The 26177-nt window shown below is 62.5% G+C and carries 39 protein-coding genes and 3 tRNA genes; 6 read left to right on the forward strand and 36 right to left on the reverse strand.

Annotated elements, in window-relative coordinates; translation table 11 throughout:
- Positions 1–5 precede the first annotated feature (5 nt).
- The 27 genes from HMPREF3120_RS05325 to HMPREF3120_RS05435 all read right to left on the reverse strand — a co-directional run bounded on the left by HMPREF3120_RS05325 (position 6) and on the right by HMPREF3120_RS05435 (position 17813).
- Positions 6–1301, reverse strand: a complete 1296-nt coding sequence (locus HMPREF3120_RS05325) for a phage major capsid protein (protein WP_070451173.1) — start codon at positions 1299–1301, stop codon at positions 6–8.
- A complete protein-coding gene (locus HMPREF3120_RS05330) occupies positions 1301–2443 on the reverse strand; it encodes an HK97 family phage prohead protease (protein ID WP_070451175.1) in 1143 nt (380 codons plus the stop codon). Before HMPREF3120_RS05330 ends, HMPREF3120_RS05325 begins: the two co-directional genes overlap by 1 nt.
- A complete protein-coding gene (locus HMPREF3120_RS05335; protein WP_083284789.1) occupies positions 2440–2793 on the reverse strand; it encodes a RapZ C-terminal domain-containing protein in 354 nt (117 codons plus the stop codon). The genes HMPREF3120_RS05330 and HMPREF3120_RS05335 overlap by 4 nt, the downstream gene beginning before the upstream one ends.
- The gene (locus HMPREF3120_RS05340) at positions 2790–4070 is read right to left on the reverse strand and encodes a phage portal protein (protein WP_070451177.1); all 1281 of its coding nucleotides are present in this window, start codon (positions 4068–4070) and stop codon (positions 2790–2792) included. Before HMPREF3120_RS05340 ends, HMPREF3120_RS05335 begins: the two co-directional genes overlap by 4 nt.
- A 14-nt stretch (positions 4071–4084) precedes the next feature.
- Positions 4085–5779, reverse strand: a complete 1695-nt coding sequence (locus HMPREF3120_RS05345) for a hypothetical protein (RefSeq protein WP_070451178.1) — start codon at positions 5777–5779, stop codon at positions 4085–4087.
- Complete coding sequence (locus HMPREF3120_RS05350) at positions 5766–6071, reverse strand: terminase small subunit (RefSeq protein ID WP_141739378.1); 306 nt, start codon at positions 6069–6071, stop codon at positions 5766–5768. The genes HMPREF3120_RS05345 and HMPREF3120_RS05350 overlap by 14 nt, the downstream gene beginning before the upstream one ends.
- A gap of 142 nt (positions 6072–6213) precedes the next feature.
- A complete protein-coding gene (locus tag HMPREF3120_RS05355; protein ID WP_070451181.1) occupies positions 6214–6504 on the reverse strand; it encodes a hypothetical protein in 291 nt (96 codons plus the stop codon).
- 107 nt (positions 6505–6611) lie between these two features.
- Positions 6612–6683: transfer RNA gene (locus tag HMPREF3120_RS05360), tRNA-Gln, on the reverse strand.
- 108 nt (positions 6684–6791) lie between these two features.
- Positions 6792–7469 (reverse strand): MerR family transcriptional regulator, encoded by a 678-nt coding sequence (locus tag HMPREF3120_RS05365; protein ID WP_070451182.1) that lies wholly within the window; start codon positions 7467–7469, stop codon positions 6792–6794.
- Positions 7466–8836 (reverse strand): SNF2-related protein, encoded by a 1371-nt coding sequence (locus HMPREF3120_RS05370; protein WP_070451184.1) that lies wholly within the window; start codon positions 8834–8836, stop codon positions 7466–7468. The genes HMPREF3120_RS05365 and HMPREF3120_RS05370 overlap by 4 nt, the downstream gene beginning before the upstream one ends.
- Positions 8817–9098 carry a PDDEXK family nuclease gene (locus HMPREF3120_RS11725; RefSeq protein WP_083284790.1) on the reverse strand — a complete coding sequence of 94 codons (282 nt, stop codon included), beginning with the start codon at positions 9096–9098 and terminating at the stop codon, positions 8817–8819. The genes HMPREF3120_RS05370 and HMPREF3120_RS11725 overlap by 20 nt, the downstream gene beginning before the upstream one ends.
- 281 nt (positions 9099–9379) lie before the next feature.
- Positions 9380–11908 (reverse strand): virulence-associated E family protein, encoded by a 2529-nt coding sequence (locus HMPREF3120_RS05380; RefSeq protein ID WP_070451187.1) that lies wholly within the window; start codon positions 11906–11908, stop codon positions 9380–9382.
- A gap of 105 nt (positions 11909–12013) precedes the next feature.
- Positions 12014–12406 (reverse strand): hypothetical protein, encoded by a 393-nt coding sequence (locus HMPREF3120_RS05385; RefSeq protein ID WP_070451190.1) that lies wholly within the window; start codon positions 12404–12406, stop codon positions 12014–12016.
- A complete protein-coding gene (locus HMPREF3120_RS05390) occupies positions 12407–13003 on the reverse strand; it encodes a DUF2815 family protein (protein WP_070451192.1) in 597 nt (198 codons plus the stop codon).
- A 20-nt stretch (positions 13004–13023) separates the two neighbouring features.
- The gene (locus tag HMPREF3120_RS12130) at positions 13024–13173 is read right to left on the reverse strand and encodes a hypothetical protein (protein WP_168156412.1); all 150 of its coding nucleotides are present in this window, start codon (positions 13171–13173) and stop codon (positions 13024–13026) included.
- Positions 13174–13176: 3 nt separating this feature from the next.
- The gene (locus tag HMPREF3120_RS05395; protein WP_083284791.1) at positions 13177–14721 is read right to left on the reverse strand and encodes a DUF2800 domain-containing protein; all 1545 of its coding nucleotides are present in this window, start codon (positions 14719–14721) and stop codon (positions 13177–13179) included.
- Entirely contained in the window at positions 14718–15146 is a 429-nt protein-coding gene (locus tag HMPREF3120_RS05400; protein ID WP_070451194.1) for a hypothetical protein, read from the reverse strand. The genes HMPREF3120_RS05395 and HMPREF3120_RS05400 overlap by 4 nt, the downstream gene beginning before the upstream one ends.
- Positions 15147–15314 carry a hypothetical protein gene (locus HMPREF3120_RS12135; protein WP_168156413.1) on the reverse strand — a complete coding sequence of 56 codons (168 nt, stop codon included), beginning with the start codon at positions 15312–15314 and terminating at the stop codon, positions 15147–15149.
- The gene (locus HMPREF3120_RS12450) at positions 15293–15415 is read right to left on the reverse strand and encodes a hypothetical protein (RefSeq protein ID WP_256365997.1); all 123 of its coding nucleotides are present in this window, start codon (positions 15413–15415) and stop codon (positions 15293–15295) included. The genes HMPREF3120_RS12135 and HMPREF3120_RS12450 overlap by 22 nt, the downstream gene beginning before the upstream one ends.
- Complete coding sequence (locus tag HMPREF3120_RS05405; RefSeq protein WP_070451196.1) at positions 15408–15746, reverse strand: hypothetical protein; 339 nt, start codon at positions 15744–15746, stop codon at positions 15408–15410. Before HMPREF3120_RS05405 ends, HMPREF3120_RS12450 begins: the two co-directional genes overlap by 8 nt.
- A complete protein-coding gene (locus tag HMPREF3120_RS05410) occupies positions 15736–16149 on the reverse strand; it encodes a hypothetical protein (protein ID WP_141739379.1) in 414 nt (137 codons plus the stop codon). Before HMPREF3120_RS05410 ends, HMPREF3120_RS05405 begins: the two co-directional genes overlap by 11 nt.
- Positions 16146–16673 (reverse strand): hypothetical protein, encoded by a 528-nt coding sequence (locus HMPREF3120_RS05415; RefSeq protein WP_070451201.1) that lies wholly within the window; start codon positions 16671–16673, stop codon positions 16146–16148. The genes HMPREF3120_RS05410 and HMPREF3120_RS05415 overlap by 4 nt, the downstream gene beginning before the upstream one ends.
- Positions 16670–16876: a hypothetical protein gene (locus HMPREF3120_RS05420; protein WP_070451203.1), complete on the reverse strand. Its 207-nt coding sequence runs from the start codon at positions 16874–16876 to the stop codon at positions 16670–16672. Before HMPREF3120_RS05420 ends, HMPREF3120_RS05415 begins: the two co-directional genes overlap by 4 nt.
- Complete coding sequence (locus HMPREF3120_RS05425; protein WP_070451204.1) at positions 16857–17072, reverse strand: hypothetical protein; 216 nt, start codon at positions 17070–17072, stop codon at positions 16857–16859. The genes HMPREF3120_RS05420 and HMPREF3120_RS05425 overlap by 20 nt, the downstream gene beginning before the upstream one ends.
- Positions 17069–17203: a hypothetical protein gene (locus HMPREF3120_RS12455; protein ID WP_256365998.1), complete on the reverse strand. Its 135-nt coding sequence runs from the start codon at positions 17201–17203 to the stop codon at positions 17069–17071. The genes HMPREF3120_RS05425 and HMPREF3120_RS12455 overlap by 4 nt, the downstream gene beginning before the upstream one ends.
- Positions 17200–17583: a hypothetical protein gene (locus HMPREF3120_RS05430; protein WP_070451207.1), complete on the reverse strand. Its 384-nt coding sequence runs from the start codon at positions 17581–17583 to the stop codon at positions 17200–17202. The genes HMPREF3120_RS12455 and HMPREF3120_RS05430 overlap by 4 nt, the downstream gene beginning before the upstream one ends.
- On the reverse strand, positions 17580–17813 hold the full coding sequence (locus tag HMPREF3120_RS05435) for a hypothetical protein (protein ID WP_070451209.1): 234 nt from the start codon (positions 17811–17813) through the stop codon (positions 17580–17582). Before HMPREF3120_RS05435 ends, HMPREF3120_RS05430 begins: the two co-directional genes overlap by 4 nt.
- 200 nt (positions 17814–18013) lie before the next feature.
- On the opposite strand from HMPREF3120_RS05435, the gene HMPREF3120_RS05440 reads away from it, so the two are divergent.
- Entirely contained in the window at positions 18014–18235 is a 222-nt protein-coding gene (locus HMPREF3120_RS05440; protein WP_070451211.1) for a hypothetical protein, read from the forward strand.
- Here HMPREF3120_RS05440 and HMPREF3120_RS12140 read toward each other — a convergent pair.
- The 3 genes from HMPREF3120_RS12140 to HMPREF3120_RS05450 all read right to left on the reverse strand — a co-directional run bounded on the left by HMPREF3120_RS12140 (position 18232) and on the right by HMPREF3120_RS05450 (position 19170).
- Entirely contained in the window at positions 18232–18375 is a 144-nt protein-coding gene (locus tag HMPREF3120_RS12140) for a hypothetical protein (protein ID WP_168156414.1), read from the reverse strand. The genes HMPREF3120_RS05440 and HMPREF3120_RS12140 overlap by 4 nt on opposite strands.
- Positions 18376–18618: 243 nt before the next feature.
- Positions 18619–18693: transfer RNA gene (locus HMPREF3120_RS05445), tRNA-Arg, on the reverse strand.
- A gap of 258 nt (positions 18694–18951) precedes the next feature.
- On the reverse strand, positions 18952–19170 hold the full coding sequence (locus tag HMPREF3120_RS05450; RefSeq protein WP_070451214.1) for a transcriptional regulator: 219 nt from the start codon (positions 19168–19170) through the stop codon (positions 18952–18954).
- A gap of 156 nt (positions 19171–19326) precedes the next feature.
- Between HMPREF3120_RS05450 and HMPREF3120_RS05455 the strand changes: the two genes are divergently transcribed.
- The 3 genes from HMPREF3120_RS05455 to HMPREF3120_RS05465 all read left to right on the forward strand — a co-directional run bounded on the left by HMPREF3120_RS05455 (position 19327) and on the right by HMPREF3120_RS05465 (position 21415).
- The gene (locus HMPREF3120_RS05455; RefSeq protein ID WP_070451215.1) at positions 19327–19800 is read left to right on the forward strand and encodes a hypothetical protein; all 474 of its coding nucleotides are present in this window, start codon (positions 19327–19329) and stop codon (positions 19798–19800) included.
- Positions 19775–20176 carry an ImmA/IrrE family metallo-endopeptidase gene (locus tag HMPREF3120_RS05460; protein WP_070451218.1) on the forward strand — a complete coding sequence of 134 codons (402 nt, stop codon included), beginning with the start codon at positions 19775–19777 and terminating at the stop codon, positions 20174–20176. Before HMPREF3120_RS05455 ends, HMPREF3120_RS05460 begins: the two co-directional genes overlap by 26 nt.
- A gap of 120 nt (positions 20177–20296) precedes the next feature.
- Positions 20297–21415, forward strand: a complete 1119-nt coding sequence (locus HMPREF3120_RS05465; protein ID WP_070451220.1) for a tyrosine-type recombinase/integrase — start codon at positions 20297–20299, stop codon at positions 21413–21415.
- Between the two features lie 19 nt (positions 21416–21434).
- On the opposite strand, the gene HMPREF3120_RS05470 is transcribed toward HMPREF3120_RS05465, so the two are convergent.
- A tRNA-Leu gene (locus tag HMPREF3120_RS05470) sits at positions 21435–21519 on the reverse strand.
- A gap of 98 nt (positions 21520–21617) precedes the next feature.
- Here HMPREF3120_RS05470 and HMPREF3120_RS05475 point away from each other — a divergent pair.
- Together HMPREF3120_RS05475 and HMPREF3120_RS05480 are read left to right on the forward strand one after the other, a co-directional pair.
- Complete coding sequence (locus tag HMPREF3120_RS05475) at positions 21618–22076, forward strand: hypothetical protein (RefSeq protein WP_224213568.1); 459 nt, start codon at positions 21618–21620, stop codon at positions 22074–22076.
- Positions 22073–22444: a DUF3817 domain-containing protein gene (locus HMPREF3120_RS05480; protein WP_070451222.1), complete on the forward strand. Its 372-nt coding sequence runs from the start codon at positions 22073–22075 to the stop codon at positions 22442–22444. The genes HMPREF3120_RS05475 and HMPREF3120_RS05480 overlap by 4 nt, the downstream gene beginning before the upstream one ends.
- A 44-nt stretch (positions 22445–22488) precedes the next feature.
- Here HMPREF3120_RS05480 and HMPREF3120_RS05485 read toward each other — a convergent pair whose 3' ends face one another.
- The 5 genes from HMPREF3120_RS05485 to HMPREF3120_RS05505 all read right to left on the reverse strand — a co-directional run bounded on the left by HMPREF3120_RS05485 (position 22489) and on the right by HMPREF3120_RS05505 (position 26174).
- The gene (locus tag HMPREF3120_RS05485) at positions 22489–22863 is read right to left on the reverse strand and encodes a hypothetical protein (protein ID WP_070451224.1); all 375 of its coding nucleotides are present in this window, start codon (positions 22861–22863) and stop codon (positions 22489–22491) included.
- 22 nt (positions 22864–22885) lie between these two features.
- Positions 22886–23485 carry an RdgB/HAM1 family non-canonical purine NTP pyrophosphatase gene (gene rdgB, locus HMPREF3120_RS05490; RefSeq protein ID WP_070451226.1) on the reverse strand — a complete coding sequence of 200 codons (600 nt, stop codon included), beginning with the start codon at positions 23483–23485 and terminating at the stop codon, positions 22886–22888.
- A complete protein-coding gene (gene rph / locus HMPREF3120_RS05495) occupies positions 23479–24207 on the reverse strand; it encodes a ribonuclease PH (protein WP_070422586.1) in 729 nt (242 codons plus the stop codon). Before rph ends, rdgB begins: the two co-directional genes overlap by 7 nt.
- Positions 24208–24252: 45 nt before the next feature.
- Positions 24253–25251, reverse strand: coding sequence for an Abi family protein (locus HMPREF3120_RS05500; RefSeq protein ID WP_070451227.1), 999 nt, complete (start codon positions 25249–25251; stop codon positions 24253–24255).
- Between the two features lie 155 nt (positions 25252–25406).
- Positions 25407–26174, reverse strand: a complete 768-nt coding sequence (locus HMPREF3120_RS05505) for an MBL fold metallo-hydrolase (protein WP_070451229.1) — start codon at positions 26172–26174, stop codon at positions 25407–25409.
- Positions 26175–26177 lie beyond the last annotated feature (3 nt).

Here is a 26177-nt window from a genome sequence, read left to right on the forward strand (position 1 = left end):
CGTCGTTAGGCATCCGCAGCGCCAGCCGGTGCAGCAACACCCGGAATGTCCGCGCCAGCAAGCGAACCGGTGACGAACGCGGCGGGGCGCTCCACCATCAGGCCCAGGCGCTCCTCGGCGCGCAGGGTGATCAGGTTGTACTCGAAGTCGTCGCGGTTGGTGTTCGTGGAATCCACGCGCACACCGCCCTTGCGCAGCACGGTCGCACCCTGGCGGAAGTTGCCCAGCACGTAGGTGCCGCGCTCGATCGCCGGGGTGTCCACGGTGCGCAGACCCCACATCTCCGGGTTGATCTTGATGCCGCCGTTGCCGTACTGGTTCTGGAACGGGCCACCAGCCAGGTACTGGCCGTTGGCGTCCTTCGCCAGGCGCACGCGAACGTAGTCGGCGGTGTTCATCACCAAAGCGTCGGCCTGCAGGTCGGTGAACTCCGGCACCTTCTGCGAAGCAAGGAACACACCATCGAACAGGTCGCCGGTGATGTCGTACTGCTGGATGCCCTCGCGGTTGAGCAGGCCGGTCAGGTTCGCACCGGTGCCGTCGCCGCGAAGCAGCTGCTCCTCCTCCACCACGGACAGCTCGTAGGTGAGCTGGTTGTTGATCCAGGAGCGCACGAAGGTCAGGTCCTCGGCGGTCTCCTCGGTGATGCGCGTCAGCGCCGCGATCTTGTGGATCTTCTCCGACTCGATGTCGAACAGGTTAAACCGCACGTACGGCTTACGCGCACCCTCAGCCACAGTGGCGGCGCCGCCCTCCGCGACGCGCGGAGTCTTCTCCACAAGGTAGGAAATCGTCTGCGTCTGCGGAGACACCTGGGCAGCACCCATCAGGTCAGCGATGACGAGCTTGTCGCGCTTCGCGTTGACGATGCCGCGACGGAACTCAGTCGCCCACGGCGCCACGTTCGCCAGCTCGGAGCCCTCAGCGTTCGGAGACAGCACCGGATCATCCGCAGCACGGGTCTCAAACTCCGGGGTCGCGGACTCGATGTGCGCGCCGAGCGCCTGGCGACGCAGCACGTCACCGCCGTGCTTGACGAAGTGGGAACCCAGCGACGCTGCAGCACGATCAGCCGGGGTGTCCTCCGGCGCGCGCTGCTCCAGCTCCGCACCCTTAAGTCGCTCCATCAGGTCGTTGGCCTTTTCGGCGGCGCGGATCTCCGCGTCGACCTGGTCGTGCTTGGCCATAAGGTCCTCGACCTTCTCGAAGGTCTCGGGGGTCATCTTCTCGCCCTCAGCCGGGACGAGGGAACGCGCCTCCGCCAGCAGAGCGGAACGCTGCTCAATAAGAGACTGCGGCATTACTTGCCCATCCTTTCCATAATTGCGAGACGCGCCCGGGCATGCAGCCCGAGCGCGTCGTTTTCGTCTTCCTCACCCTCATGGGTTGGGGTGGGGGGCGGAGACGCCTCCGCGTCACCTGCGTCGCCGGCCGCGCGTGTGAGCGCGTCGACAACAGCGGCTTCGGTCTCGGCGTCGAGGTTGGCCTGCTTCACAGCGGTCAAGAGCTCGCGTGCGGACTTCGCCGACAAAATTTCGGTCTCACGGTTCGCACCGATCGGCACGACGGACACCTCGTACAGCTCGACGGCGCGGACCTCGTAGAAGTCCTCCCCGTCGACGGTGACAGGCCCGGCGTCGCGGTAGTTGAACGCGAACGACATCTCGGACAGCCGGCCCTTTTTGATCAGGTTGAGCACCTGCACAGCCGCCAAGTTGTCCATGTCCAAATCGGCGGTGATCTTCAACCCGCGCTCGTCCTCGGCTGCTTCAACAACGCCGCCGATGTTCATAAACGGGTCGTTGAAGTTGTGGCCGTAGAGCAGCGGGATGGTTTTGCCGCTGTCGGCCCACTCCTTGAGCGTGTCCGTGAACGCGCCGCGGCGCACCACGTCGCCGTAGGAGTCGACGGTGTCGAAGACGGAGGCGTACGCCTCGATCCGGCCCGCGACGGTGGAGCCCGTGTCCGCGTCTTCGGGGGCGGATTTCACGCGCACTTCGGCGCTGTAGTTTTTGAGCCGCATGGGCCCTCCCTTCATCTGGTGGCCGGGTATCTCCGGCGGGTTCGCGTACCACGCGCGGATACGCTCCACAGTTTCTGGCGGACGGTGGTCGCGAATCGCCCGCGCCAAGCACTCGTCCAGGCCGGGGTCGCACACGTGGAACTCGGCGCCAATACCGACAAGCCGCTCGATGGTGGCTTCGGACGGCCGAGCATTGATGATCCATAGCTCGTCCACTTCGGTTTCGGGGTCGAGTAGCCACCCCATCAGCCCGCGCCGCATCGCGAGCGCGGTGTCCACCACGCCAGTGGTGGATTTACCCGCGCCCACGGTGCGGACGACATGGTCGAAGTCGAACCGTGGCACCCCGGGTGCGGCGGACTCTTCGACGAACGTGGACTTGCCAGAACACGGCGGGCCCACAACAACGTGAACCGTCACTCGATCACCTCCAGGTCTCGGTGGCACACCGCCACCTCAAGCCCCATACGCCGCACCACCGCTGCGACGTGCTCGGCCGCGAACGGCGAACGATGCCACCCGGCAGAACACGCGAACGCGACGGTGAACGACGGCTGATTCTTCGCCCGCTCCCACACCAGCGCCGCCGCAAGCTCCACCCAAGCCAGCACCAGCTGGTTCGACTCCGTGATCACCTCAGCAACCACAGGTGACGTACCCGGGGTGTCGAACACCACCGGCGACGGGTCCGGCAAATCCAAACAGTCGATAAGCACGTCACACGCCGGGGCATCACCATTAGCCATGCCAAAGGACACGAACTGAATCACGATTCCTCCCCAGTGCTCGGCGCTTCCAACTCCGCCTCGTCCTCCCCAGCACTGCCGGTAGAGACGTTGAGCGGGACGATGAGCTCGTCGCCGTCAGCCACGCGCGGCAGGTTGTTCATCACGCGCGCCTCATTGCGCGTCATCCACGGACCACCCACCGCCGTCGACGTGACCGCAGCCTGCTCCTCGAACCGGCCGCGCAGACGCTCCTCGACGTTGAACTCCACGTACACCAGCTCCGGGTCCAGCGTGTGGTCGAGCTTCGCCAACCTCGGCAACAGCTCGAAGTTGAGCAGCTCCTCGATCTGCTTCATCACCGGCCCCAAGCTGTCGCCGTACAACGACTGGCGAAACTCCTTAACGTTGGAGTAATTCGCGTTGTCCAACAGGCCCACCATCGTCGGGTTAATGTGGTACACCTGCGCCACCGTCGACAACGACAACTTCGTCATCTCAACGACCTGCTCGTCCTCAGCCGACAGGTGGAACGGCTTGAACTCCATGCCGTCTTCGAGCACCGGCACACCGCCGGCACCAGACCCAGCGCCCGCGTAGGTGGACTGCCACGCCTGCTTGAACCGGCGCCTGGCGGCACCGTCCCAGGGCGCGTCCTTCGGCCTGGTGATCACCCCGCCGAGGCGTGGCCCGTTGTGCCACAGCTGCTCGCGGTACGACGCGGACTCGATCTGCTCCTTAAGCACCGTACGAAGCGCATTCACCGGCGAGTCGCCGTACCGCACCGACGACGGCGAATACCCGTGCATGCGGATAACATCGTCGCCCTTAATCCAGATGCGCTTGCCGTTACCACCGTCGATCACCAGGTGTTTCAGCGTCCACGGGTCGGACCACTCCATGTCCACCACCCAGCGCGGCGGAATCCTCACCAGGTTGAACCGGTCCGGCCGATCCGGCTTATCCTCGAGCACCCAGATGAACTCGTCGTACAGACACAGATCCATCACGGAGTCGTAGAGGAACCGGTAGATCGTCTCGTGCTGGTTCGGCTTGTGCAGCATCGCAGCCACAAACGAGTCACGCACCCGATCACGACCACCGTCTTCCAGCCGTTCGAAGCAGTGCAGCGACACCGTCGCGACCATCCGCGCGATGAAGCTCGTGACCGTGCGCAAGTGCGGCTGCTGATGCCACAGCTGCTCTACCGACAACTTCGGCACCGCCGCCGCCAAATCCAACAGCGCCAGCCCAGGGTCGAAGTCCGGCTCCGGCAGCACATAGGCGGGGCGCACCAGGCCCAAACGTTCCAACAGGCCCATCAGGCCACCTCCTCTCACACGATCAGCAGACCGTCCTCATCGCCACCGTCACCGTCGACTAGCGGCACATCTGTTTCCTCCGACTCGTCGTCCCACGCCTCATCCGAATAGGCGGACACGAACGTGTCCTCGACGCGGTGCCCCATCCACCACGCCACGTTCGTCGCGATAAACGGCGACGCATCACCCGTCGACTTATCGCGATCCCACAAAGCGACGTCGCCGAGCTTGCGGTCCTTCACCCCCACCGCCGATGCCTCCAACAACGTCGGCACATCAGACCCCGCCGCGCGCCCCGGGTGGCGGATCTGCCCGTCACGAATCGCCGACGTGTACGCCAGCACCGAACCGGTCATCGCGGCACCGCGCCACTCCGCAATCTGAATATCGGCCTCCGCAAGCAGCGGCACGAGCACCGTCGCCGGAGCGTTACCCGTCGACTGCAAACCAACCGTGCCGTCAAACCACCCGCCACGGCGGGCGTTGAGCCAGTCCGGCACCCACGAGTACCCGACGCGCGACGCGACCACCTCGACATGCCACAGCCCATCGGGCCGTTCGAACGCCACCGCGATATGCGCCTTGCGCGCCTCCAACGACAAGTCGATACCGACATGCACCTCGGTGCCCTCCGGCAGCCCATCGAGCGGGTCCGCCAGTACCTCCCACTGCGCAGTGGTGAACTTGCCAGGCTCCAGCGACTCCACCCACTGGCACAGGTACTCAGCGCGAAACGACGATTCGTCCGCGTCCGCGTCCTCCGGGTCCAGCGCAGCGCGCGCAAGCGCCGCCATATCCTCCACCGTCGAATTACCCCACCCCAACGACGGGTTCGCCTCGAAATACCCCTCCGGGTCGAAAATGGAACGCTCCGGCTCCGCCGACCACTCCATCAAACACAGCTTCTCGCGCCCGGTCGTGCCCTCCTCGATCGCCTTCAACGCGTTATTGCGCAGACGCCGAAGCACCACCGAGCGCACATCACCCGCATTCGAAAACGACCAGATCTGATTACGCGGACGCTCCCTCGTGGTCGGCTCAATCGCGTCCCACATGTCGGACTTCTTGTGCTCACGCAACTCATCGAGCATTGCGAGGTCGGCCGAAAACGAGCGGCCAGCTCCGCCGGCGGCGATGACGTACCACGACGGCATCGCGCCGGAAATATCGAGCACCCCCTCTAAACCGGGCGGCACCGTCGACAACTCGATCTGATTGGAACCGTTCGCCTGGCGCATGTACGGAACCCAATTCCCACGCTCCATCCTGTACGGCAAATACCGCGCCAACGTCGGATTACGAGCAGCCATCTTGAACGCGTCCTTCAACGACCGCTCCGCATTCGACAAGTTCTGCGCCGACGACAAAATCTCCGACGCACCATCAGAAAACAGCCGCCACAACCCCAACAGGTCCATCACAACGGTCTTGCCGTTCTGACGCGCCACCAGCACAAGCACCTGCCGGAACCGGTAGTCATACAGGCGCCGCTCCGGCGTATCCGAGTCGAACTCCGGCCTGCCCGGCACCGTGCGCATATCCAGCTCCAGGCCGTGAATCAGCACAAACTTCTGCCACGGGCGCAACGTCAACCCGAGAAACGACTCACAAAACTCAATCGCTTCAAACCCGAGCGACGTCTCCGGCGTCAACTCAACAAGAGGAGGAGTGAAAATCCGCGGTTCCGGGTTCCCCTTACGCCCCGCCACGGTGCCGCTTCCTCAACGCGCCAAGCTCGTCCATCACCTTCGCCGTCTCCGGCCCACCCTGATGTTCAACTTTCACCGGCTTCGCAGGGGTCAGCCCCAACTCGACCAGCGTGTTCAACAGGTGCGGCCCCAGATAGAGCGCTTTCGTCAGCGTCTGCCCACCCTCGAGCCCAGCTTCATCAATCGCCCGGGCATACCGCAACGCCAGCTCCACACCAGCACGGTCCTTCTTCTCGATATGGTCGCCGGCCGCGGCCACGGCCGAGCGGACAGCGTCCTCCAACGTCGCCAAAACCATCACTCCTTTCTCCGCGCGCGCGTGCGCGCGATGGGGCGCCACCTCACGTGGGGAGAGAGGCCCCTCACCCGCCCCCTCATTGGCCGTTGACCAGGGTGGTTGTGATTTTTACCCCCCTACCCCCAATGGTTGGTGTTCACCAATTGATTGTTGTGGGTCCGATGGCTGTGGGTGCGTCGCGTTTGCCGCGGGCGCGGTTGCAGCCGCAGTGTGCGGGGCGGAAGTTTGTTTCTTCCCAGGTGAGTTCGGGGTAGTCGGCGCGTGGGTAGAAGTGGTCGAGTTCGAAGGCGTTGGTGGTGCCAGCCGGTGCGGCGTAGTCGATGGGTTGTTCGCAGAGCCAGCAGTGGGCGTCTGCGGCTTGGCTTTTGGTTTTGAAGTCGGCGGTGACTTCACGTCGGCGTCTGCCGGTCCATTCGGGGATGCTCATGGTGGTGTACCTCCCCTGCTGTTCGTTGCTTCCCTCCTTGGTGTCGAACCACGTCCTCCGCAGTCAAAGTGCGGTGTGCTGCCGGTACACCAGAGGGAATGGTTTTGCTTCTCTGCCTGGGGTCGAACCAAGACCTGCAGATTCAGAGTCTGCTGTGCTGCCGGTTACACCACAGAGAACTTGGGTGCCCAGGGTTGTGTGCCGTCGAAACCTGGGCATGAAAAAAGACCCGCCACGTGGTGACAGGTCTTTCGTGCGTCAGCATAGCATACGGTCGCGGAAATAGGTCAAGGGCTGACGCGCTTGTCGGCGTACTCGCGCGCTGTCTCGATGAGGTCGCCGAGCCGGTAGTGCGTCGTGCCGTCGGCGGTGGTGTACGGGGTGACGCGCCCGCTTCTGCCCCAGTACCGGATCTGGTCGCGGGTGAATGATCGTCCGACGGCGGCGGAGACGATCGGGGCGAGGTCGGCGGCGGTACCGAACCCGGTGGCGACGGTGTCCACCGGTAGGGGTTTGAGGGTTTCGCCGCGGTGGTTGTGGACGCGCCGGGTGAGGTACCGGTCCTGGTCGACAAGTAGTTCGGCGAGTTCTTCGGCTGCTGGGAAGTGTTCAACGATTTCTTGGGCGTGGCGCGCGATGTGGGCGCACAGCATTCCGGGGGTGACGTGGTCGTCGCAGTAGCCGTGCCCGCCGGGCATGTGGCGCCGCGCGGTGGTGTAGCCGAGGGCGTCGCGCGCCATGGCTCGGAGTCCACCGGGCACGCGTTCGTCTGGTGTTTCGCGCTCCAGCTCGTACTCGAGGTTGAAGGCGCGGTCGTTGTCTGGACTCGGCGACCGGGGCCCGTCTTGGGACCGCATGACTTTCACGTTCGGGGGCCGCTCGGGTGCCCACTTAAGTTCGGCGAGGGTGGCGTAGGTGTTCGCGAGGCGTTTCGCCGCGTGGGCGAGTTCATCGGGGGTGGTCATGCTGCGGTCCTCTCTGCGTGGTCGAGCTCGGCGGCGACAGCGGCGATCAGTGCGGACTGGGTGGTGTCCTTGCGCGCTAAGGCTGCGTGCACGTCTTGATCGATCGAATTGGCGGTGTCAATGTGGATGATGCTGACCGGCTCGGTTTGTCCTTGCCGGTTCAGGCGCGCGTTCGCCTGCTCATAAAGTTCCAGGGACCAGGGGGTGGTGAACCACACCATGATGTGCCCACCAGCTTGGAGGTTCAGGCCGTGGCCGGCGGATGCGGGGTGGATCAGCCCAACTGGCACTTTACCGGCGTTCCAGTCCTGGAAGTCTTCTGTGGTGTCCAGGACGCGCGCGCCGGGGATTGTGGACAGGATGCGGTCACGCTCGTGCTTGAACCAGTAGGCCACCAGGATGGTGTTGCCGTCGGCCTGGTCCACCAGTTCCGCCAGCGCCTTAAGTTTCTGGTCGTGGACAACGATGACGCCAGTGCCGTCCTCGTTGTAGATCGCTCCGCCGGCAAGCTGCTGCAACTTCAGCGACAGGGTGGCGGCGTTGGCGGCGTCGATGGTGTCGTCGCCGAGGTCCAGGACGAGGTCGCGCTTGAGAGTGTCGATCATCTTCTGCTCCTTCGGGGCGAGGGTGACCTCGATGTGCTGGCGGGTGACCTCCGGCAGCGTGAGGTAGTCGGTGGTGCGCATGGAAACGGTGATGTCGGCAATGTTGTCGTAGATCGCCTGGTCCGCACCGGGGCGGATCTTCCACGAGTAGATGACCTGCCCGCTGCGCTTGTCAGGCAAGAAGTACTGGTCGCGGTAGTGGGTGATGAAGCGGCCGAGACGTTGGCCGTTGTCGATGAGGCGGAACGGCGCCCAAATGTCCAGCAGGCTGTTGGGTGCTGGGGTGCCGGTAAGCCCGACGATCCGGGCGATCTTGGGGCGTACTTTTTTTAGGGCTTTGAAGCGTTTTGCCTGTGGGTTTTTGAAGCTGGACAGTTCATCGATGACGACCATGTCGTAGGGCCACCGGCTGCCGTGATGCTTCACCAGCCAGGGGATGTTTTCTCGCCCGATGGTGTAGATGTCCGCTTGACGGTTGGCGGCTGCTTCGCGTTGTTTCGCGGTGCCGATGATGGGGCTGACGGTGAGCCCTTTGAGGTGGTTCCACTTCTCGATCTCGGCGGGCCATGTGTCGCGGGCGACGCGGACCGGGGCGATGACAAGCACCTTGTCGATGTCGAAGTAGTCGTTTTTGAGGGCTTCGATGGCGGTGAGGGTGGAGATCGTCTTGCCCATGCCCATTCCTAACAGGATGGCGGCTTCGGGGGGGTCGATGATGAATTGGGTGGTGTGCCGCTGGTAGTCATGCGGTACGTATTTCATCGATAAGCTCCTGGATTTGGTTGGGGTGGTCGATGGTGCGGACCATGCAGCCGAGTTGGGTGAGGCGGTCCATTTGGCGGGTTTGGATGGGGCGGGGTTTTTGTCCGGGCCGTTTGAGTTCGACGAAACAGATGCGTCCTTCGGGGAGGATGACGATTCGGTCTGGCATGCCGGCGGTTCCGGGGCTGGTGAATTTTGGGGCGATTCCGCCGTGTTTGCGGACCTCGCGGACCAGTGCTTGTTCGACCTGACGTTCTAACATTTTCGGCTCCGTTTCTGGGCGTTGCGGGACAAACGGGACAACGCTTCTACTTAGGTCTTCGGTTTAGGCGGCGTGTCTGTAGTTTTGGACATAAGCACCTCTAAACGCCCACAAACTCTTTAGGTAAAAACTTTGTCCCGTTTGTCCCAAAATCAGTGTTTCCCCGGCTCACGCCCCGTGCCAGGTGTGGGACAAAGTGCGGGACAAAGTTTTGAGTTTGTCCCGTTTGTCCCGCGTGGGACAAAGTCCAGAACGGCTTTGTCCCGGCTTTGTCCCGCCGTTTAGGCCACTCGAACATGCGCGCGCCTGTAAACGCGTTGGCGTCCATAGATTGGAAGGTGCTGCCGTTGTCCGGTGTCTTCCCAGCCGTCGACCTGCTGCATGATCGCGGTGATCTCGTGCGAGTCGATTTTGCGCATTGCGTCCGGGTCGCGGCCGAAGCACTCCGACCAGATTTCGATCTTCGAGACGGTGGTGCGCTGCTTCGTGTGGTCCCACATGCCGACCTCGCGGAGGTGGTCTGGCAGTGTGCCGTCCTCGAGCCAGACGCGCCGCGCGTTGAGCGATAGACCGTCCCAGTTCGGGGGCAAGACCTTGTCGAGGTACTCCTGCACGATGCCGATGCGGTCGTCCGCTTCAACGGATTCGGCTTGGATATGTTCGGCAACCTCGAGCACCTCACCGGTGAGGAACAAGTCTTCACCTGCGAGGTCGCGTGCGCGTGCTTCTGCCCAGAGTTGGTCGATGGTGTGCTGGTCCAGGTCGTGGGGTTTGCCGAGCCAGCCCTCCCCTGTCACGTGTACGGGCCACCAGCGTCGGTTGCCGGTGGTGTCGCGCAGGAAACCCTCGTCCGCATTCGTACTGCCGACGATGATGCACTGGCGCGGGTAGGTCTGCACCACCCTGCCGTAGGCGGGGCGGAACTTATCCTCCGTCCGCGAGATGAAGCCCTTCACCGGCTCCGCCTCAGCCTTGCGCATGCCGGCGAGCTCGGACAGCTCCACGACGAGGTTGCCCAACAGTTTCTCCGCGCCGGTCTTGTCCTTCATGTCGGTGATGGTCAGCGAGTCGGAGAACCACTGGCCGGCCATGCGGGCGAAGATGGTCGATTTTCCGACCCCTTGGGGTCCGACGAGTGTGAGGACGTGGTCGAATTTGCAGCCGGGTTGGAAGGTTCGGCGGTGTGCGGCGACGAAGGTTTTGCGGGTGACGGCGCGGACGTAGTCGGTGTCGTCGGCTCCGAGCGTGTCCACGAGCAGGGTGTCGAGTCTTCCTACTCCGTCCCAGGGCAGGAGGTTGTTGAAGTAGTCGCGCACGGGGTGGAAGGCGCGCGCGCTGGCGGTGGAGAGGAGTGCGTCGTTCATTTTGGTGGGTGCGTAGAGTCCGCCGTAGGTGCGGGCGATTTCGGTTTTGAGTCGTGCTTCGTCGTTGTCGGTCCAGCCTGGTTTCACCTGTTTCCAGGGGAGTTTTTGTGGGTCTTGGACTTCGAGTTGGCTGGCGTGGCTGTTCCAGGCGATGTGGTTGAAGCGGGGGTCGTGGGTGAGGATCTTTTCGAAGTTGCCGATGGTGTCTTTGAAGCCGCCGTCTTTTTTGGTTTCGAGTTTGAGGAGCCAGTCCTTGCTGGAGGTCGGCTTCTCCCCTGCCTCGGCGTCCTCTTCTGGCAACTGTTTCGTTTCGTGAAACTGTTGGGCTTCACCTGCAGGTTCGTCGTCGCCATCACTCGTGATCGGTTGGAAGACTTCGTCGATCATCGCGGCGGTGGCTTTCGCGTTCTCGGCGCGGGCGCCCGGGTCGTCGTTGACGAGGTCCATCATCGCGACATACGACGGGCGCTTGTTTGCTGGTGTGCTGGCGGTGGTGTCCGCGTCGAGGTCGCCGAAGCGGTGGATGCGCACGAGGTCGAACGCACTGTGGGAGTGGCCGTCGGCTGCGGGGTCGGTGGCGTGCTGCGAGTAGGCGTAAAAGCCGCCGTTGTAGACGATCAGGCCGTTGGAGGATGTGCCGCCGGTGTAGGTGTAGCGGTCCTTCGTGGTGCCGGGCTTGTACACCTCGGGCAGGAACGTTTCGATCGCGCGGGTGATGGGGTACGCGCGGTTGAAGGCGCCGAGCATGCCGGGTTTGTCGCGCGGGTCGTCGAGCTTCCCGCGGTCCAGATATGCCTTGGCTTGGTCGGGGGTGATGCCGGGCCAGGTGGTGACGTCTTGCCATACGTCGAAGCGGGCGAGGAAATCATCGGGGTTGAGGATGTCCTTCTTGGAGCTGACTTCGACGTGGTAGTCGCCGTCGGTGAGGGTGGCCGGCCAGTACATCAGGCGCTCCGGCTCAAAGGTGGACGGGTCGAACCAGTCGAGTCCGGGGTTGATGTCTTGGGCGATGCGGCGGGCGACGGCGCCGTATTCGTCGGCGGTGACGTCGCGGGTAAGCCACACCCAGACGCGCCAGCGTTGGTTGTCGGTGGTGTGGCTGAGTGTGGTGTGGGCGAGCCATGTGTACGGCAGGGTGTCCGCGAGCACCTCGGCGAGGTCGATGTCGGCGGGGAGGTTGTCGAGGTCGAGGGTGACCAGGGAGCGGGCGAGGACGTGGCCTTTGCGGCGCCGGCCGGTTTTGAGGTGTCCGCCGACGAATCCGCCGACGTCCTTGCGCTTGTCCCGCTCCCCCTTTGGGAGTTTTTCGTATTCGGCGACGGTGCAGTCCACGACTGCGGGGTCGTAGGCGCGGGCGGTGAGGTCTTGGAGGGTTGTGAGCGTGTTGGTCCACCGGGCAGATGTTTTGCTCGGAGCGGTACTGATTTTCAGCTCGCGGTTTTTCATGGGGGCCACTCCTCGCTTTCTGCCGGGGTCGGGGATGTATTGAGTTGTGAGGGGAAGATTGGGGAGGCCTCTGCGCGCGGTGATGCTGCAGGGGCCGATAGGTGTCTACTTCGTGGAGTAGGTGGTGATGATCGCTACGAGCTCCCGGTTGGTGGCCGGATGGTCGTAGATGGGGTGGGTCAGCATGCCGCGCAGTTCGTCCGGCACGTACTTCACGTCGAAGTCGGGGTGTTGTGCTGCTTTGATGAGGTAGGCGGTGCCGAGGTGGTAGCGCAGCATGCGGTGGCCCCAATCAGGCGGGTCGGGCAAGCCGAGCAGACGGCGCATGGGGAGGTAGCGCTGCCCGTTGATCTCGATCAGCCCGTCCTCATGGCCGCTGGTGCCGGTGCTCTTCGTGTAGGTGTCGCGACCTGCGAGCGCCCGGCGCGCGGTGGTGATGCGGGCCCGGGCTGCTTTCAGGTCGCGGGTGATCTCCTCGTGTGGGCTGCGCGGCCCCATTTACAGCCAGTCATCATCCGACGACGCTGCGGCACCGCCGTTGCCGGCGACCATGCCGAAGACGTCCTCTGCCTCGAGCGGGGCGTCGCCGAAGCGCTCCCCGTCCGCGTCGAACATCACGCCGATGAGTGCTGGGGCGATGCCCTTGTTTCCGGTGTTCTCGTACGGGTAGAACTCCAGGGCCATGTAGACGTAGCAGCCTGGGTAGATGTCGTCTTCGTTGAAGATCGGCTGGCGCTGCTTGTCGACCACCATCGGCGGGCGGGACTCGGGGGACTTCGCAGAGATGAACCAGTGTCCGGCGTACTCGGAGCCGCGGGGCTCGCCGGAGTCGGTGAGGCTGTCGCCGTCGCGCAGTGGCGGGGACTTGGTCTTGGACGGGTCGATGGTGTTCTTAAACTTGCCGTCTTTGACGCCCTTTGCGACTGCGGCATCGATGGCTTTTTGGACGGCTGCGATGGTGGCGGTGTCGCTCTTGGGGATGAGCAGGGTGGCGCCGAATTTCGGGGCTGCCTGGTCGTTGGCTTTGTGGGCCTTGAACAGGTCGGGGAAGGACAGGCGGCCTCGGACGGTGACGTTGCGGTCGGTCAGTGCCATGATGGGTGCCTCCTAAAGGGCTAGAGATTTCGGTATTCGATGTGCTGGTTGATCTGGTGAAGCTCGTCCGCGATTGCGGCGAGTAGCTTGTCGGTGAGCGAAACCCGTCTTGGGTCGGACTCACTCAGGATTTGCTTGCCCGGGGGCAGGTCATCCTCGAACATGGGCATGGTTCAGGCTCCTTTTTCGATGTGTCCGAAGACGGTGTCGGCGCTGACGGGTGTGAGCGCTGGCCGCTTGTCCGACTCGGGCACCAGGGCGGGTTTGCCTTCCGGCTTGTGGACGTAGTCGCCGAGGAGCTCCTCGAAGCGTTGTTTGCCGAGGAGTTTGGTCATGGCGGTGATGCCGAGGACCTCGCGCGGCTTGTGCGGGTCCTCCCCCGCTGCTTCGACGACGCGGGCGACTTCGTCTTCGTCGGTGTACTTGCGCACCGACCTGCCCTCCACCAGTTTCAGACCGGGGTAGGCGCGACCTTCGTTGGCTTGTGCCAGGGCGAAGGATTCGACCTTGGTGAGCCACTTTTTGAGTTCGCCGGAGTGGGCGACGATCGTGGCGATCTGGTTGTCGGTGAGGGTGTCCGGGTCGGGGGCTGCCGGCACGTGCTCCGCAGTGGTGGGCACTGGGGCGAACATTTCGCGTGCGCGTTCGGGGCATTGTGCGGCATGCCGGCAGAACCGGCACCACTCCCCCGCGCGGAGTTCGCCTTCGCCGGCGATGGCTTTCTCGGCGGCGGGGCGCACGGTGTTCTCCGCCCACTTGGTGAGTTCATCGACGCTGATTTCCTCCGTGCTGATGTTCGCCAGGCGGGGCTGGAAGATCACGGTGCGCACCGTTTGGACGTCGTAGATGGCGCCGTAGGTGGCGAGTGCGCCGAGTGCGTACAGGCGCATCTGCGGGTTACCGACTGCGCTGACTTCGACGCCTTTTCCGTATTTCAAGTCCACGACGGTGAGGGTGTCGTCGGAGACGATGAGCGTGTCTCCAGTGCCGAAACCTTCCGGCACGATGTGGCTGAAATCCAGTCGCTCCTCGATGCCGAGGAACGCTGCCTTGTCTACCTCGCGGGCGCGTTGCAGTTCGGCCATGACGTGGTCGGCGTACTGGTCGGTGTAGTCGTCCATCTCCTCGCTGTCCCACTCCGACACCGGCCGGGTGGTGGGCAGGTCGAGGTGCTGGCGGAGTTTGTGTTCGGCGAGTTCGTGGGCTGCGGTGCCCTCCGCTGCTGCGTCGGATGTGCTGTCCGGGTGCTGCGCCTCAAGGTAGGGCGCGGGGGTGCAGTTGATCCAGCGGTGGGCGCTGGACGCGGAGAGAAGTGCGTGGTCGCGCTCCGCATGCGCCACCGGCTCGGTCTTGGCCACGGTCGCTTCGACGGTGTCCGCCTGGTCGTCGTTGTCGTTGATGGTTGAGCAGGTGCCGAGGGACTCGAGCTCCTCGTACTTGAGGCGCTGCTTCCCACCGTGCGGTGGTGTGCGTGGGTCATTGAGCGGGATGGATTTCGCGTTGAACGGCGGACGCTCAATCTTCCAGACCTTGTCGCTTTTCGTGCGGGCGAAGATCAGGTAACTCCGCGTGCTTGCCGCGCGCTGGAGTGCATCGCGGTCCTCGTGCGTCCATCCACCTTCTGGTGCTTTTTCGATGGGGTTGTAGGTCTCGAGGTCGTACGTGACGTCCTTGTGTGTGTCGAGGTCGTACGCCTTGAGGTAACGGTCTTCGGTCATTGTCCTTCCTCCTGCTTCTTCTGCTTCTTCTGCTTCGCGGTCTCAATGAGCTCCGGCAGCTTGTCGGCCGGCACGTCGGAAAGCTTCGCGACACCGAACTGCGGCAGGAGCGTGCCGGTGACCCATTCGCGGCCCCCTGCAGCGACGATGCCCTGTAGCAGGTTCTTCGCCTCCACGAGCTGTTCGTTTGCGTTCGGCGCGGGCGTCTCTTGCTGATGCGGTGCTGCTGCGGGTGGGGTATCCGGCTTCGGCTCCTCCGGGGCGTCGGCCGACGCCTGCTTCTCGGGTGCATCGGCAGGCTGCTGCGCGACTGCTGGCGGCCAATCACCATCCGGCGCGTCCTTGATCGTGTTGAAGGCGTTCTCCGTCGCGCCGATGAGGATCGCGAGGAGATCGAGGGCGAGGTCTTTCGTCATCCAAGCCATTTACGGGTTCCTTTCAATGGTGAGTGCGCCGTGTTTGGTGAGGTGGTGTTTGCCGTCGTCGGTGGCGCAAATAAAACCGCCCTCCTCCAGGTGCTGGAGCTGGGCGGTGGGGATTTTCTTGCCGGTGACGAACCGGCGAAGTGTTTTTATGAGGAAGTCGCGATCCAATCTGGGGTCTCCTGTTCTTCGTCGTCGTGATCGTCGTCGTTGTCGTAGACGCCTGCCTGGCGTTCCACCCACCGGAGTCGCTGGGCGTCGGGGTCAACCATGCTGTGCCTCCTTGTGGTTGGCGGCGGCGAGCAGTAGCGCTGCTTGTGTGCGTGCGGTTTGCGGGGTGTAGCGCGCTTCCTGCTTCGGGTTGAGCAGCATGGCGATCTCACCGTCGGGGTATCGGGTGACCATGAGGGTGTTGTCGGCGCGCCATACGGGGTTTCCGTTGGCTGCGGTGAGTGGTGCGGGTACGTCCGGTGCGAGTAGTTCGCGGGCCATCGGCTCCGCGTGCGCCCGGAGCGCTTCGAGCACCACCCACCGCGCATGGTGCGTGGTCGCGCCATCGAGGTCCTCCAGGAGCTCCGCGATGCGGGCATGATCAGCAGCCATCACGGTCCTCCATTTCTGCGAGGGCGAGAAGCGCGAGACCTAACGGGCGCCAATGCGCGCGGGGGATCGTGTTGTGCATGTCGAATGCTTTCGCGCTTTGGTAGATGGCGACGTCGTCCATGCAGGGGTGATAGTCCAGGCCGGACCACTTTGTGAAGTCGAACGCGATCTTGTCCGTCTCGTTCACCGCGGGCCGGGGCAGGACGATAGTCTTTTCGCGGGCGCGGCGGTCCGCGTATTCGACGGCTTCCGCCATGGTTCTGAAGTGCGCTTCAGGCCAGATCATGTGCGGTCCGTAGACCTCCCAGAATCCGAACCCTCCTTTTTTGACGCGCCAGTGTTTTCTTCCGGGGCGGAAGAACGATTCGAGGGTGAAGTGTTGTGGTTTGGTCCAGTCAGTCACTCGCCCCACCCCCACCGCAACACGCGGAGCTGATCGGCAACTGCATCGAGCTCTTCTGCGGTGAACTCGATACGGTCGCGGCACCACTTGCCGTAGCGCTTGACCAGCGGGGTCGATAGGTAGCCGTCGGAGGCGACGATCGTGCCCTCCGGTGCGTCTTTGAAGTCATCTTCGTCGACCAGGTGCTCGGGGTGTTCCGTGACCTCCACCAGCTCGTACCGTTTGCCGTTCGGGGTGAGGTCACCCGGCATAGGCCAGTAGCCGCGCTTACCGCGCCCCGGGTTCGGCTCCACAACGTAAATCTCTCCGTCACGGGTGAAGCCACACATGACCATTTCTTCCGCGCTCTCTTCCGTGTCAAGAGTTGCACCGGCTAGGAAGTGTTTATCGTCCCACTCCACGTCCGCCATCGTCGGCTTCGTGGTGGTAGCCAGGATGTATTCGCGGGCTGCACGGGCGTCTTCCGACAGACTGTTCGGATTACGGGACTCCGCCCACTGGCGGGCCAGTTTCTCGTTGCTCATCGTTGGTTGTCCTTCAGCATTTCCTTCAGGATGGTGCGCACGTGGGTTTCTGCGGCGTCTTCGGCGAGTTCGCGCGGTGCTCCGTGGTCGAGCATTTCCTTGCGCATCGAGTTGTAAGCGGCCATCAGCAGTTCAGCGAGGTTCTTCGTGTCGTCGATGATCTCGTTGAACTTGGCGGTCATTTCATCGTTGGTGAGGCTCATCGGTGTCTCCTTCGAGGTCTTTCACCCAGTCGGGTGCGGGGCGGTTGCGTAGCGCGGGGTGCGCGGTGATCGAGTAGTAGGCGTGCAGTTTCTGCAGGCGCAGTTCGAGGTTTTCGCGGGCGACGACTTCGCGGCGCCACGCGATGAACTGCACCAGCCACAGCAGGAGCAGCAGCCAAACAGCTAGGTGCGTCACAGCAGGCACCCCCCAACGATCAGCAGCACGGTGACCATCAGCAGGAAGCCGACGACGTCAAGCGCGGCCTGCCGGTGCGTGTACTCGACCTCCTGGTCCAGGACACCGACAGCGGAAGCAATATCCGTCATGCGGCACGCTCCCCTGCTCTCGCGATCTGCGCGGCCATGCGGTTCGTCTCCTCGATGACGTCATCGATGGACCACCGGCGCCCGTACGGGTTGGAGATCGCGGAGTAGTCGCGGAAGTGATTGGTGTCGAAACCGACCACGTGCCCACCCTCGGCTTTCTCAGGCCCGAAGGTGACGCCACCGTGGACGTCGAGCAGTGTGTCGAAGGTAAACGGGTCGTCCCAGACGTCGGACTGTTCGAGGGGGTGGCCGTCAGGAATGAAGCAGTAGCCGTTCCTGATGTCGTACTTCGGCACGTAGTGGATGGCGCACTCGACGCCTTCGTGTTGCCACCGGGCGACCTGTGGAGTAGCGAGTGTCGTTTTGAAGATGTCGGTCATGCTGCGCACCTTCCTTCCAGGAATGGTTTGAGGGCTTGGATGGGGATTCGCCAGCGTCCGCGGTCGCCGTCACGCTCCGCGGGAATGTCCTGCCCGGCGCGTTTGCGGATTTCGTCGTAATCACGCCCGGCGAGTTGGGCGAACTCCGGCACGGTCAGCACGAGTTTGCGGGTGCCGGTGGCTGCTTCGACCATGTCGAGCAGTTCCTTGGTGGTGATGCGGTGGTTCATCGGCCCCACCACATCCAGAACGGGCGGGGTTTGTGGTGCCGGTCTTTTCGGCGGCAGATGATGGTGCGTAGACTCATGGGTGGTTTCCTTTCTTGAGGCCAAAAAACAGGCCCCCGCTTGTGGTTGCAGCACAGCGGGGGCCTTTGTCGTGGTTCACTCATTCTTCGGGGCTACCGGCCCCAGGAAGGAGGTGAACAGGAATGAATTACCGAATTGAGTACGGAGGCGAGAAGTACTACCTGGCAGAAGATGAGAGCTCTGTCCAGGTCGTAACTCGGCTTCGTGCAGGTAAGTACCCAGGCTTGGTGACGGTGCAGTCAAATCACGGGGCTGTGACGTTGAACTTGAGCGAGCATGTGCAGTTTGCGCTGCGCGGTGAGCAGTTCCCGTCAGGTGAGCCGGCAGCCGCTGTGGTGTTCTAGCCGGCTGCAGTCTCGATAGCTGCGATGACGATGCGCACGGAGTTGTGGGGGATCACGATTTCGTGCGCATCGTTCGTGCTTAGGTGGATGCCTGTTGGCTTGGCTTCGATGGTGAGCCCGTCGATTGTGTGTTTAGACATAGGCGAGTTGCTCCAAGATCTGTGGTGGCAGGATTGGCCAGATCACGTCGAGAATCTGGTGAATGGTCAGCTGGGCAGTGATGGGGTCCATAGGTGGGTTCCTCTCTGGTGGACAGTTTTGGCGGGGTGGATGGTGCAGGCGAGTAGTGCCGCAGGTCATACGCCGAGCCTGCAGATGCTGCCTTGAATGCGCGGGTGCAAGAGGTAGAGAACGGCGAACCTCTTGCGGACACCACCCACCCCTGGTGCCCCGCCCGGGATTCGAACCTGGAACCTGCCGATTAGGACTCGGCCGCTCTTCCGTTGAGCTAGCGGGGCTGGTGTTTATCGTCCGACCGGTACCTCCACCGATGAGGTGGGTGCCTGACACGAGACGTGTCTTGCCCAGGACAAGTCGACTGGGCCTGTATCTCTTCGGACTAGACGCCTTACCATCGGCATCATTGGCCCCACATCACCCGCTGGTGAGCGGTGGGGACCTCCTCCATAAAGGTTTTGGTGCTTCACTATCGAGTTTTCAATCAACGTGCTCACCGGCCTGACTGCTGCCGGGAGCGGAAAAGTCTTTGGGTGCCGCTAAGCGGCGATGTATTCGTCTGCACGAACGAGGACGCGCGTGGGGTCGGCGCCAAGTCGGGCGAGAGCCTCGAGAACTTGGGGCGTAGGCCGGCGCGTTTTCATCGCTGTATTCCAGGTGTTCCGGGACAGTCCTGTGCGGTCCGCAAGGTCGACTGCTGTGTAGAGATGATTCAGTCGCTTGATGCGGTCCAACTCGTCCAAACTGATAAGGAACATTGTCACTTTCCCTCCTTTCGTGCTCGGAATGACAACATCGTATGTCATATCATCGGAAAATGACAAGAGGAGGATTTAAAAAGGGGCACCCGGCATGTCATATATGCAGGTTCTCCCCATTTGCTGACAAGTTTTTTGTGCATTAAGGTGAAGTTCATGACAACCCCAGCAGACGTAAAGAACATCCTCGGAAGCATGGCCGGCCGACGCGTTATCGCCCAGGAAATCGCCGACGCCCTCCACATCTCGCGAAACGCTGCCAACGACCGGATGAACCGAGGTCTCGACGCGGCCGATGCAATTCAGGTAGCGCGTGCCCTCGCCATCAACCCCGTCGAACTGCTCGTAGAACTCGGCCACCTCACCCGGGACGACGTCTTCGACTTCATGGACAGCGACGGCACCTCACTATCGACAGCAACCCAGGAGCAACTGATCTACCGCCTCGCTGAGGACACGTTGAGCCCGAGCGAAAAATTGGGCCTCGCGCAATCTGCACTGGGCCAAGATGATCTAGCGGCGCGGCGTTCGAACACTCGCGACGGTGATGTCGACTCGCTGCCCTACGCTGCGAATCGTCGCGAAGTGGAGCCGGAGGAAGGTGATGACGATTACGGACCTGGAGCTTAAACTGCTCGAGCACGCCGAGCGCCTGGGTCTACGCGTCGAGGACGACCGCGGGCGCCGGCTTCGCCCCGGCGACCTCGGCGGGTGGTTCCCCGACGAGCAGTTGATCGTGGTGCGCCCCACCCTGGGCCCACGCAACCGCGTCCACACGCTCGCCCATGAGCTCGGGCATGCCGCGCATGGCGCCCCTGCCGGCCACCACCCGCGCTACGAGCACCGCGCGGACCTCTACGCCGCCGAGCTACTCATCGATCCGCGCGAGTATCGAGAGCTTGAGATGATGTACGACGGCCAGGCTGGTGCGATCGCGGCCGACCTGGGTGTCACTGTTTCCCTCCTCGACACTTGGCGAGCTGATCTAGAAAAGAGAACTGCGTGAATGGGGTGCGCCCCACGGGAGCTGGGGAGCTTCGACGCTGGGGCGCCTTATTTGGGGGGGGTGGTCCAACCCGCCCGGGGGTGGCGGTTTTCCCGTTGAACCGATTAGGAGACTATCAGCATGGCAAGTGTCTCGCCATACACCACAAAATCCGGCAAAAAGTGGCGGGTGCAGTACCGCGACCCCGCCGGCAAGGTCCGCTCCAAACGCGGCTTCACCCGCAAATCAGACGCCCAAACCTGGGCAGACAAAAACGCGGTCTCCGTTGCGGACGGAAGCTGGATCGACCCCAACCGGGGTAACACCACCGTGGCTGATCTCTGGCCTGCCTGGTGGGCGTCGAAGCAGCACCTTGAGCCTGGCAGCTTGGCGGTGATGAAGCCGTCCTGGAGGAACCATGTCGAGCCGGTGTGGGGACACAGGCGGGTGGGATCGATACGTAAGTCCGAGGTGCAAGCGTGGCTTGGTGAGCACAAGGCCACACCGTCGACAACCCGGCGCGCTTTCGGCATTCTCGCCGGCATTCTTGACCTGGCGGTGGAAGACGGTGCGCTGATGGTCAACCCTGCCCGCGGGGTGAAACTGCCACGCAAGCCCGAGGCTAAGAAGGTGTACTACACGCCGGAGCAAGTGTGGACCCTGGTAGATGAGTGCTCCCAGATGAAGACGGCGGTGGCGCTGGCGGCGACGTGCGGCACCCGATGGGGCGAAACGGTGGGCATTCAGCCACGAGACCTCATGGTGGAGCAGTCACGCATCCGACTGCAGCGGGCGGTGAAGGATTCCGGCGGGGAGATCAGTGTCGGGCCGTTGAAGGGGCATGAGGCGCGGGTGATTGCGGTGCCGCGGTTTGTGATGGATGATCTGGTCGCGCTTGCGGAGGGGTTGGCAGCGGACGAGTTCATTTTCACGAAGGCGAACGGTGGGTTGTGGGGCTCGCTTGGCAAGCATGATTTTTTCGCCCAGGCGGTGAACCGTCTTGTGGCGCGTGGCGAGCTGCCGGAGCGGATTACGTTCCACGGTTTGCGGCATGTTGCGGCGTCGCTGATGGTGCAGTCGGGGGCGTCTGTGAAGACGGTGCAGCGTCAGCTCGGCCATAAGTCGGCGGCATTGACGCTCGATACGTATGCGGAGTTGTTCGATGGGGATCTTGATGAGGTGGCTGCGCGTATGGGTGATCTTTTTTCGGATGTAGCCAAATTGCAGCCACAAGCCCCTGATTTGCGGGTGGTTATGTAGTTTGACCTGCGTTTTGTTCTGGTGCGCCCGGAGAGACTTGAACTCTCACGCCATAAGGCACTGGAACCTAAATCCAGCGCGTCTGCCAATTCCGCCACGGGCGCGTCGAGAACGGATATTACACGCCGCGCCCCCATCCACAGAAACCGCGGTATCAAACTTTAGTTTGGCACCATGGTTTTACCGGGTAAGATCACCACTCGTGAGCGAAAAGTTGGAACACACGGACGCGGACGGGACCACCCCGATTCCGCAGCGTGAGCGTCTCCGCGTGCGATGGTGGCACATCCTGCTCCTCATCGCAGCCGCAGTGACGTGCCTGCTGCTCGCCCGGTGGCAGTGGGAACGCTACCAATCCGGCACCGGCACTCTCCAGAACCTGGGCTACGCCCTGCAGTGGCCATGCTTCGCACTGTTCTTCATCTACGCCTACCGCGTAGGTATGCGCATGGAAAACGACAAGATTGACGCCGAGAACGCAGGACTGACCATGGATGACCTGTACGAGGCCGATCTCGCCCGCTACGGCAAGCACAAGCCCGTCACGGAAATCGACGAGGACTTCCTGCCCGCACGTCCGGAGATCGACGTCGACGAATACAACAAACTTGTGGCACCGCGCCGCGAAACCCACCCGGAAGGTAAAGGTGAACACGCATGACCGAGCAAACTCAGCCAGCAGCACAGCCAGAGCGCATCCACCCGGAGCGCCAGCGCCGCGTCAAGCAGGCATTGCTGTGGTTCTCCATCGCGGCGTGGGTCACCGGCGTCCTGCTGCTTCTACTGATTGCCCGCATGATCATGCAGTACGGCTTCGACATGAACGTCGACTACTTGTCCTGGGTCGCGCGCGTACACGGCTTTGCTTTCGTCGCATTCTTGATGACGTCGCTGAATCTCGGCTCCAAGGCCCGCTGGTCCGGCGGCACCTGGGTGGCAACCGCTATCTCCGGCGTTGTGCCGTTTATGTCCTTCTTTGTGGAAGAGAAGCGCCGCAAGGAAGTTAAAGAAAAGTTCCAGCTCGCCTAACGCCGGCGAACTGGAACTTCGGGGGATGAAACCGGCGGCGAAACTTATTCGTCGTCGGTTTTTGTTAGCACCATGACGCCGACCTTTTCTGCCTGATCGTTTTGTGGCGACAGCGTCAACGTGTCGCCAGCACGCTCAGCGTCGTACTCCAGATCCTGGTGCGTCAGCGGATCTTCCAGCTTGAACTCTTTATCGTCGCGCAGGCAGTTCGCTTCGTTAGTCTCACCGTCGGTTTCGGTCAGCTCCCAGGAGCAATCCTTACCGTCAATGGTCACGGTGGCATGACCACCACCGGTCCCCTCCTGGGTTGCGGTGACGTCGCCCGACCAGGTGCCGTCGAAGTCACCGTCCTGCCCGCACGCGGTCAGAAGCGCGCTGGAAGCGAGAACAGTTGCTGCGAATGCGATTGTTTTCTTCATACCGCCACTGTAACGAAATTCGTCACTCCAGCGCTGCGATGTGCTTTGCCAACTCCCGCAACGCCTTGCCCCTGTGGGACCGTGCGTTCTTCTCCTCCGAGGTCAGTTCCGCCGAGGAACGCCCCGGCGCGTCATCCGGCGCGAAGAGCGGGTCGTAGCCGAAACCGTTGTCGCCGCGGGGCTCGCGAAGCAGTTCCCCTTCCCAGCGTCCCTCCGCGACGTGCACGTCGCCTTCTGGGGTGGCAAGCGCGCAGCAGGACACAAACGCTGCGCGGCGCTGGTTAATATCCTCCATCTGCTTGAGCAGCAGAGCGTTGTTACCAGCGTCGTCGCCGTAGTTACCGGACCAGCGAGCGGACAGGATGCCCGGCATGCCGTTGAGGGCTTCGACGCTTAGGCCGGAGTCGTCAGCGACGCACGGAAGACCAGTCGCGGCAGCACCAGCCCGGGCCTTCAGCACTGCGTTTTCCTCAAAGGACAGGCCGTCCTCGACAGGGTCGGGGTAGGCGGGGGCGTTATCAAGCGACACAAGCTCCACTCCCTCGATGGCCAGCTCGCGCAGCACCTGGTCGAGTTCGCGGACCTTGCCCGGGTTACGGGAAGCGACGAGGACTCTTACCATCCCAACGCCGCCTTCTGGGCTGCGAAAAGCTCCTCACAGCCCTTGGCTGCCACGTCGAGCATCTCGCCGAGCTGCTCGCGGCCGAACAGGCCGTGCTCGCCGGTGCCCTGGATCTCGACGAAGTTGCCACCCTCCTGCATCACCACGTTGAGGTCCACCTCCGCGCGGGAGTCCTCCTCGTACGGCAGGTCAAGGCAGACGTGGCCGTCGATGATGCCAGCAGAGATCGCCGCTACCGGCTTCAGCAGCGGCTCACCCGGCACCACGCCGCGCTCCTTGAGCACAGCGATCGCGTCCGCAAGTGCCACGTACGCGCCAGTGATCGACGCGGTACGGGTACCACCGTCGGCCTGGAGCACGTCGCAGTCGAGCTGGATGGTGTTCTCACCGAGTTCAGAAAGATCCACCGCAGCGCGCAGGGAACGACCCACCAGGCGCGAAATCTCGTGCGTGCGGCCCTTTACCTTGCCACGCATCGATTCACGCGGCATACGCTCGTGCGTCGCGGAAGGAAGCATGGAGTACTCGGCGGTCAGCCAGCCTTCGCCGGAATCCTTCTTAAAACGGGGAACGCCCTCCTCCACCGAAGCGGTGCACATCACGCGGGTGTTACCGAACTCCACCAGCACGCTGCCAGCAGGGTTCGAAGTAAAACCGCGAGTGATACGGACAGGGCGAAGCTCGTCGACGGCGCGACCGTCAAAACGCGAAAAATCAGTCATAGCCCCAAGCGTAACGCAGGCGGGCGTCGCGTCCCTGCAAGCCAACTAGACCCAAGGCGATTTATTAATCACGTTCGGAGGGCACCCCATTGCGGTGAGGATGGGCAACGAGTGTGAGTGCGTCGAAAGATCGTGTCCCGGGAAATTGGCCATCAGGAATTCGTGAGCAATTTTGGTGAGCCCGAAATGTGGCTCTCCTTCGATCACACCGTGCAGGTACTGCAACATGGACAATTTGAAGAATGTCCGGTCTCGCAACGATTCCGGATACGCCCGAATCCAGCTGAGTGTGGAACTTGGTTTTCTTGGCACAAGCGGTGCATCGTCTACACGGTTATACAGTCTCGCGTAATGTGCACACGTATTTCGCAAATAAGCCAGCGATCGCTGCCATGACCCGAGCTCCTTGAACGTGAGCCCGGTATCAGCAGCGATCTGCTCGCGCATCCACTTTGGAAGCAGATCGTACAGATTGTGCAGCGTTCCCCATTCGAAGGTCTGCACTGCAGCCCAAATTGGAAGATCTTCGTTGCGATCCCGGTAGTGGTGTACGAAATCCTCTTTGGAGTAACCAATAGATGCGTCAAAGCGGTCCAACCACTTTGCATACCGCTCTACCTGGTTCGGTTCCTTAATGGGAGGCTGCATCTGCAGGTCAAGCATTGACGGGTCGTCAAGATGAAGATGAAGCAGCGGGTGCACGCTACCAATCGTGTGTGCAATGGCGTTACGGAGCCAAATCTCCACGGGCTCCAACGCACTCAAGGCTGCCTTACGCAATCGGGTATCGAACCTCACGAGTCGAATGATGTCGTCGAAATTCGTTCCCTCACGGAATTCATTCTTGCGTGTGAGTTCGTATCCGTGAAGTTTTTGTTGATTCGGGAATGGCTCTCTAAACGGGTACCAGTATCCGCTCAAACGGTAATAACCGATGTTTCGCAGCGACTCTTCCGCAGACGCAAGATCTGCAATTCGCATCCCCCGTTCGCCCAATAGCGTGAGCAAGTCTTCATAGTTCTGAAACGGTTTCGTGGATACCACGATCCCCTACCCCCAAGATTTTGAAAACCGGCCCTGGACTGACTACTCAAGATGTAGCCTAGCGGAACCGGTCGTTGTGGTGGCCAATTTAGCGCACCCGACCCCCTAGGTCACCTTCCACCCCTTAAAAGGGGTAACGCAGTAAGGCCCGACCCTTACACCTCGTAGACGGCGCCGGCCTGCCCCAGCAGAATCTCGCCATCAAACTCAGTACGGGCTGCCTCAAGCACACTGTGCGGGTCAGTCCACGGTTGAATGTGCACCAGCACCAGCGTCTTCACCCCGGCTTCGCGGGCGAGGCGTCCCGCCTCCTTGCCAGACATGTGCATGCCTTCGGCTTTGCCTTCCGACGACGCACCCCAGGCTGCTTCGCAGAGGAACAGGTCGGCGCCACGGGCGGCGTCGATAAGCGACGGCGTGTAGCTCGAGTCTCCCGAGAACGTCAGCACCTTGCCGTCAGCGTCCTCCACGCGCAGCGCATGCGACTCCTGGGCCGGGTGGATCACTTCAAACGGCGTGACCGTCAGACCACTCAACGTCTCCGGCTCGCGGGTGCGCCAGGTGGTGAACTCGAACGTGTCGGTGCAATCGTCGACATCATCCGGACCATCGGCACTCATGCGGCCAAAGTGCTCAACCGCGTATGAAGGCCCGATAAGGCGGTGGCGCTGCTTCGCCGGTGCCTCCGGGTGGTATCGGCGCCACACCAACAGCGACGGGAAATCCGAGCAATGATCAGCGTGCAGGTGGCTGAAGATCACGTGGGCCGCAGCAGGATCGAACCGTTCCTGCATCGCGGCGAGCGCCCCCGGACCAAAGTCCATCACCACATCGGTTTCACCCGGCACCGAAATGACGTAGGAGGAGGCGGGGTTCCCCGGCGCGGCAAGGCTTCCGGAGCACCCAAGGATGGTCAACTTCATGGA

The organism is Corynebacterium sp. HMSC11D10 (assembly GCF_001806995.1).
GTDB lineage: Bacteria > Actinomycetota > Actinomycetes > Mycobacteriales > Mycobacteriaceae > Corynebacterium > Corynebacterium coyleae.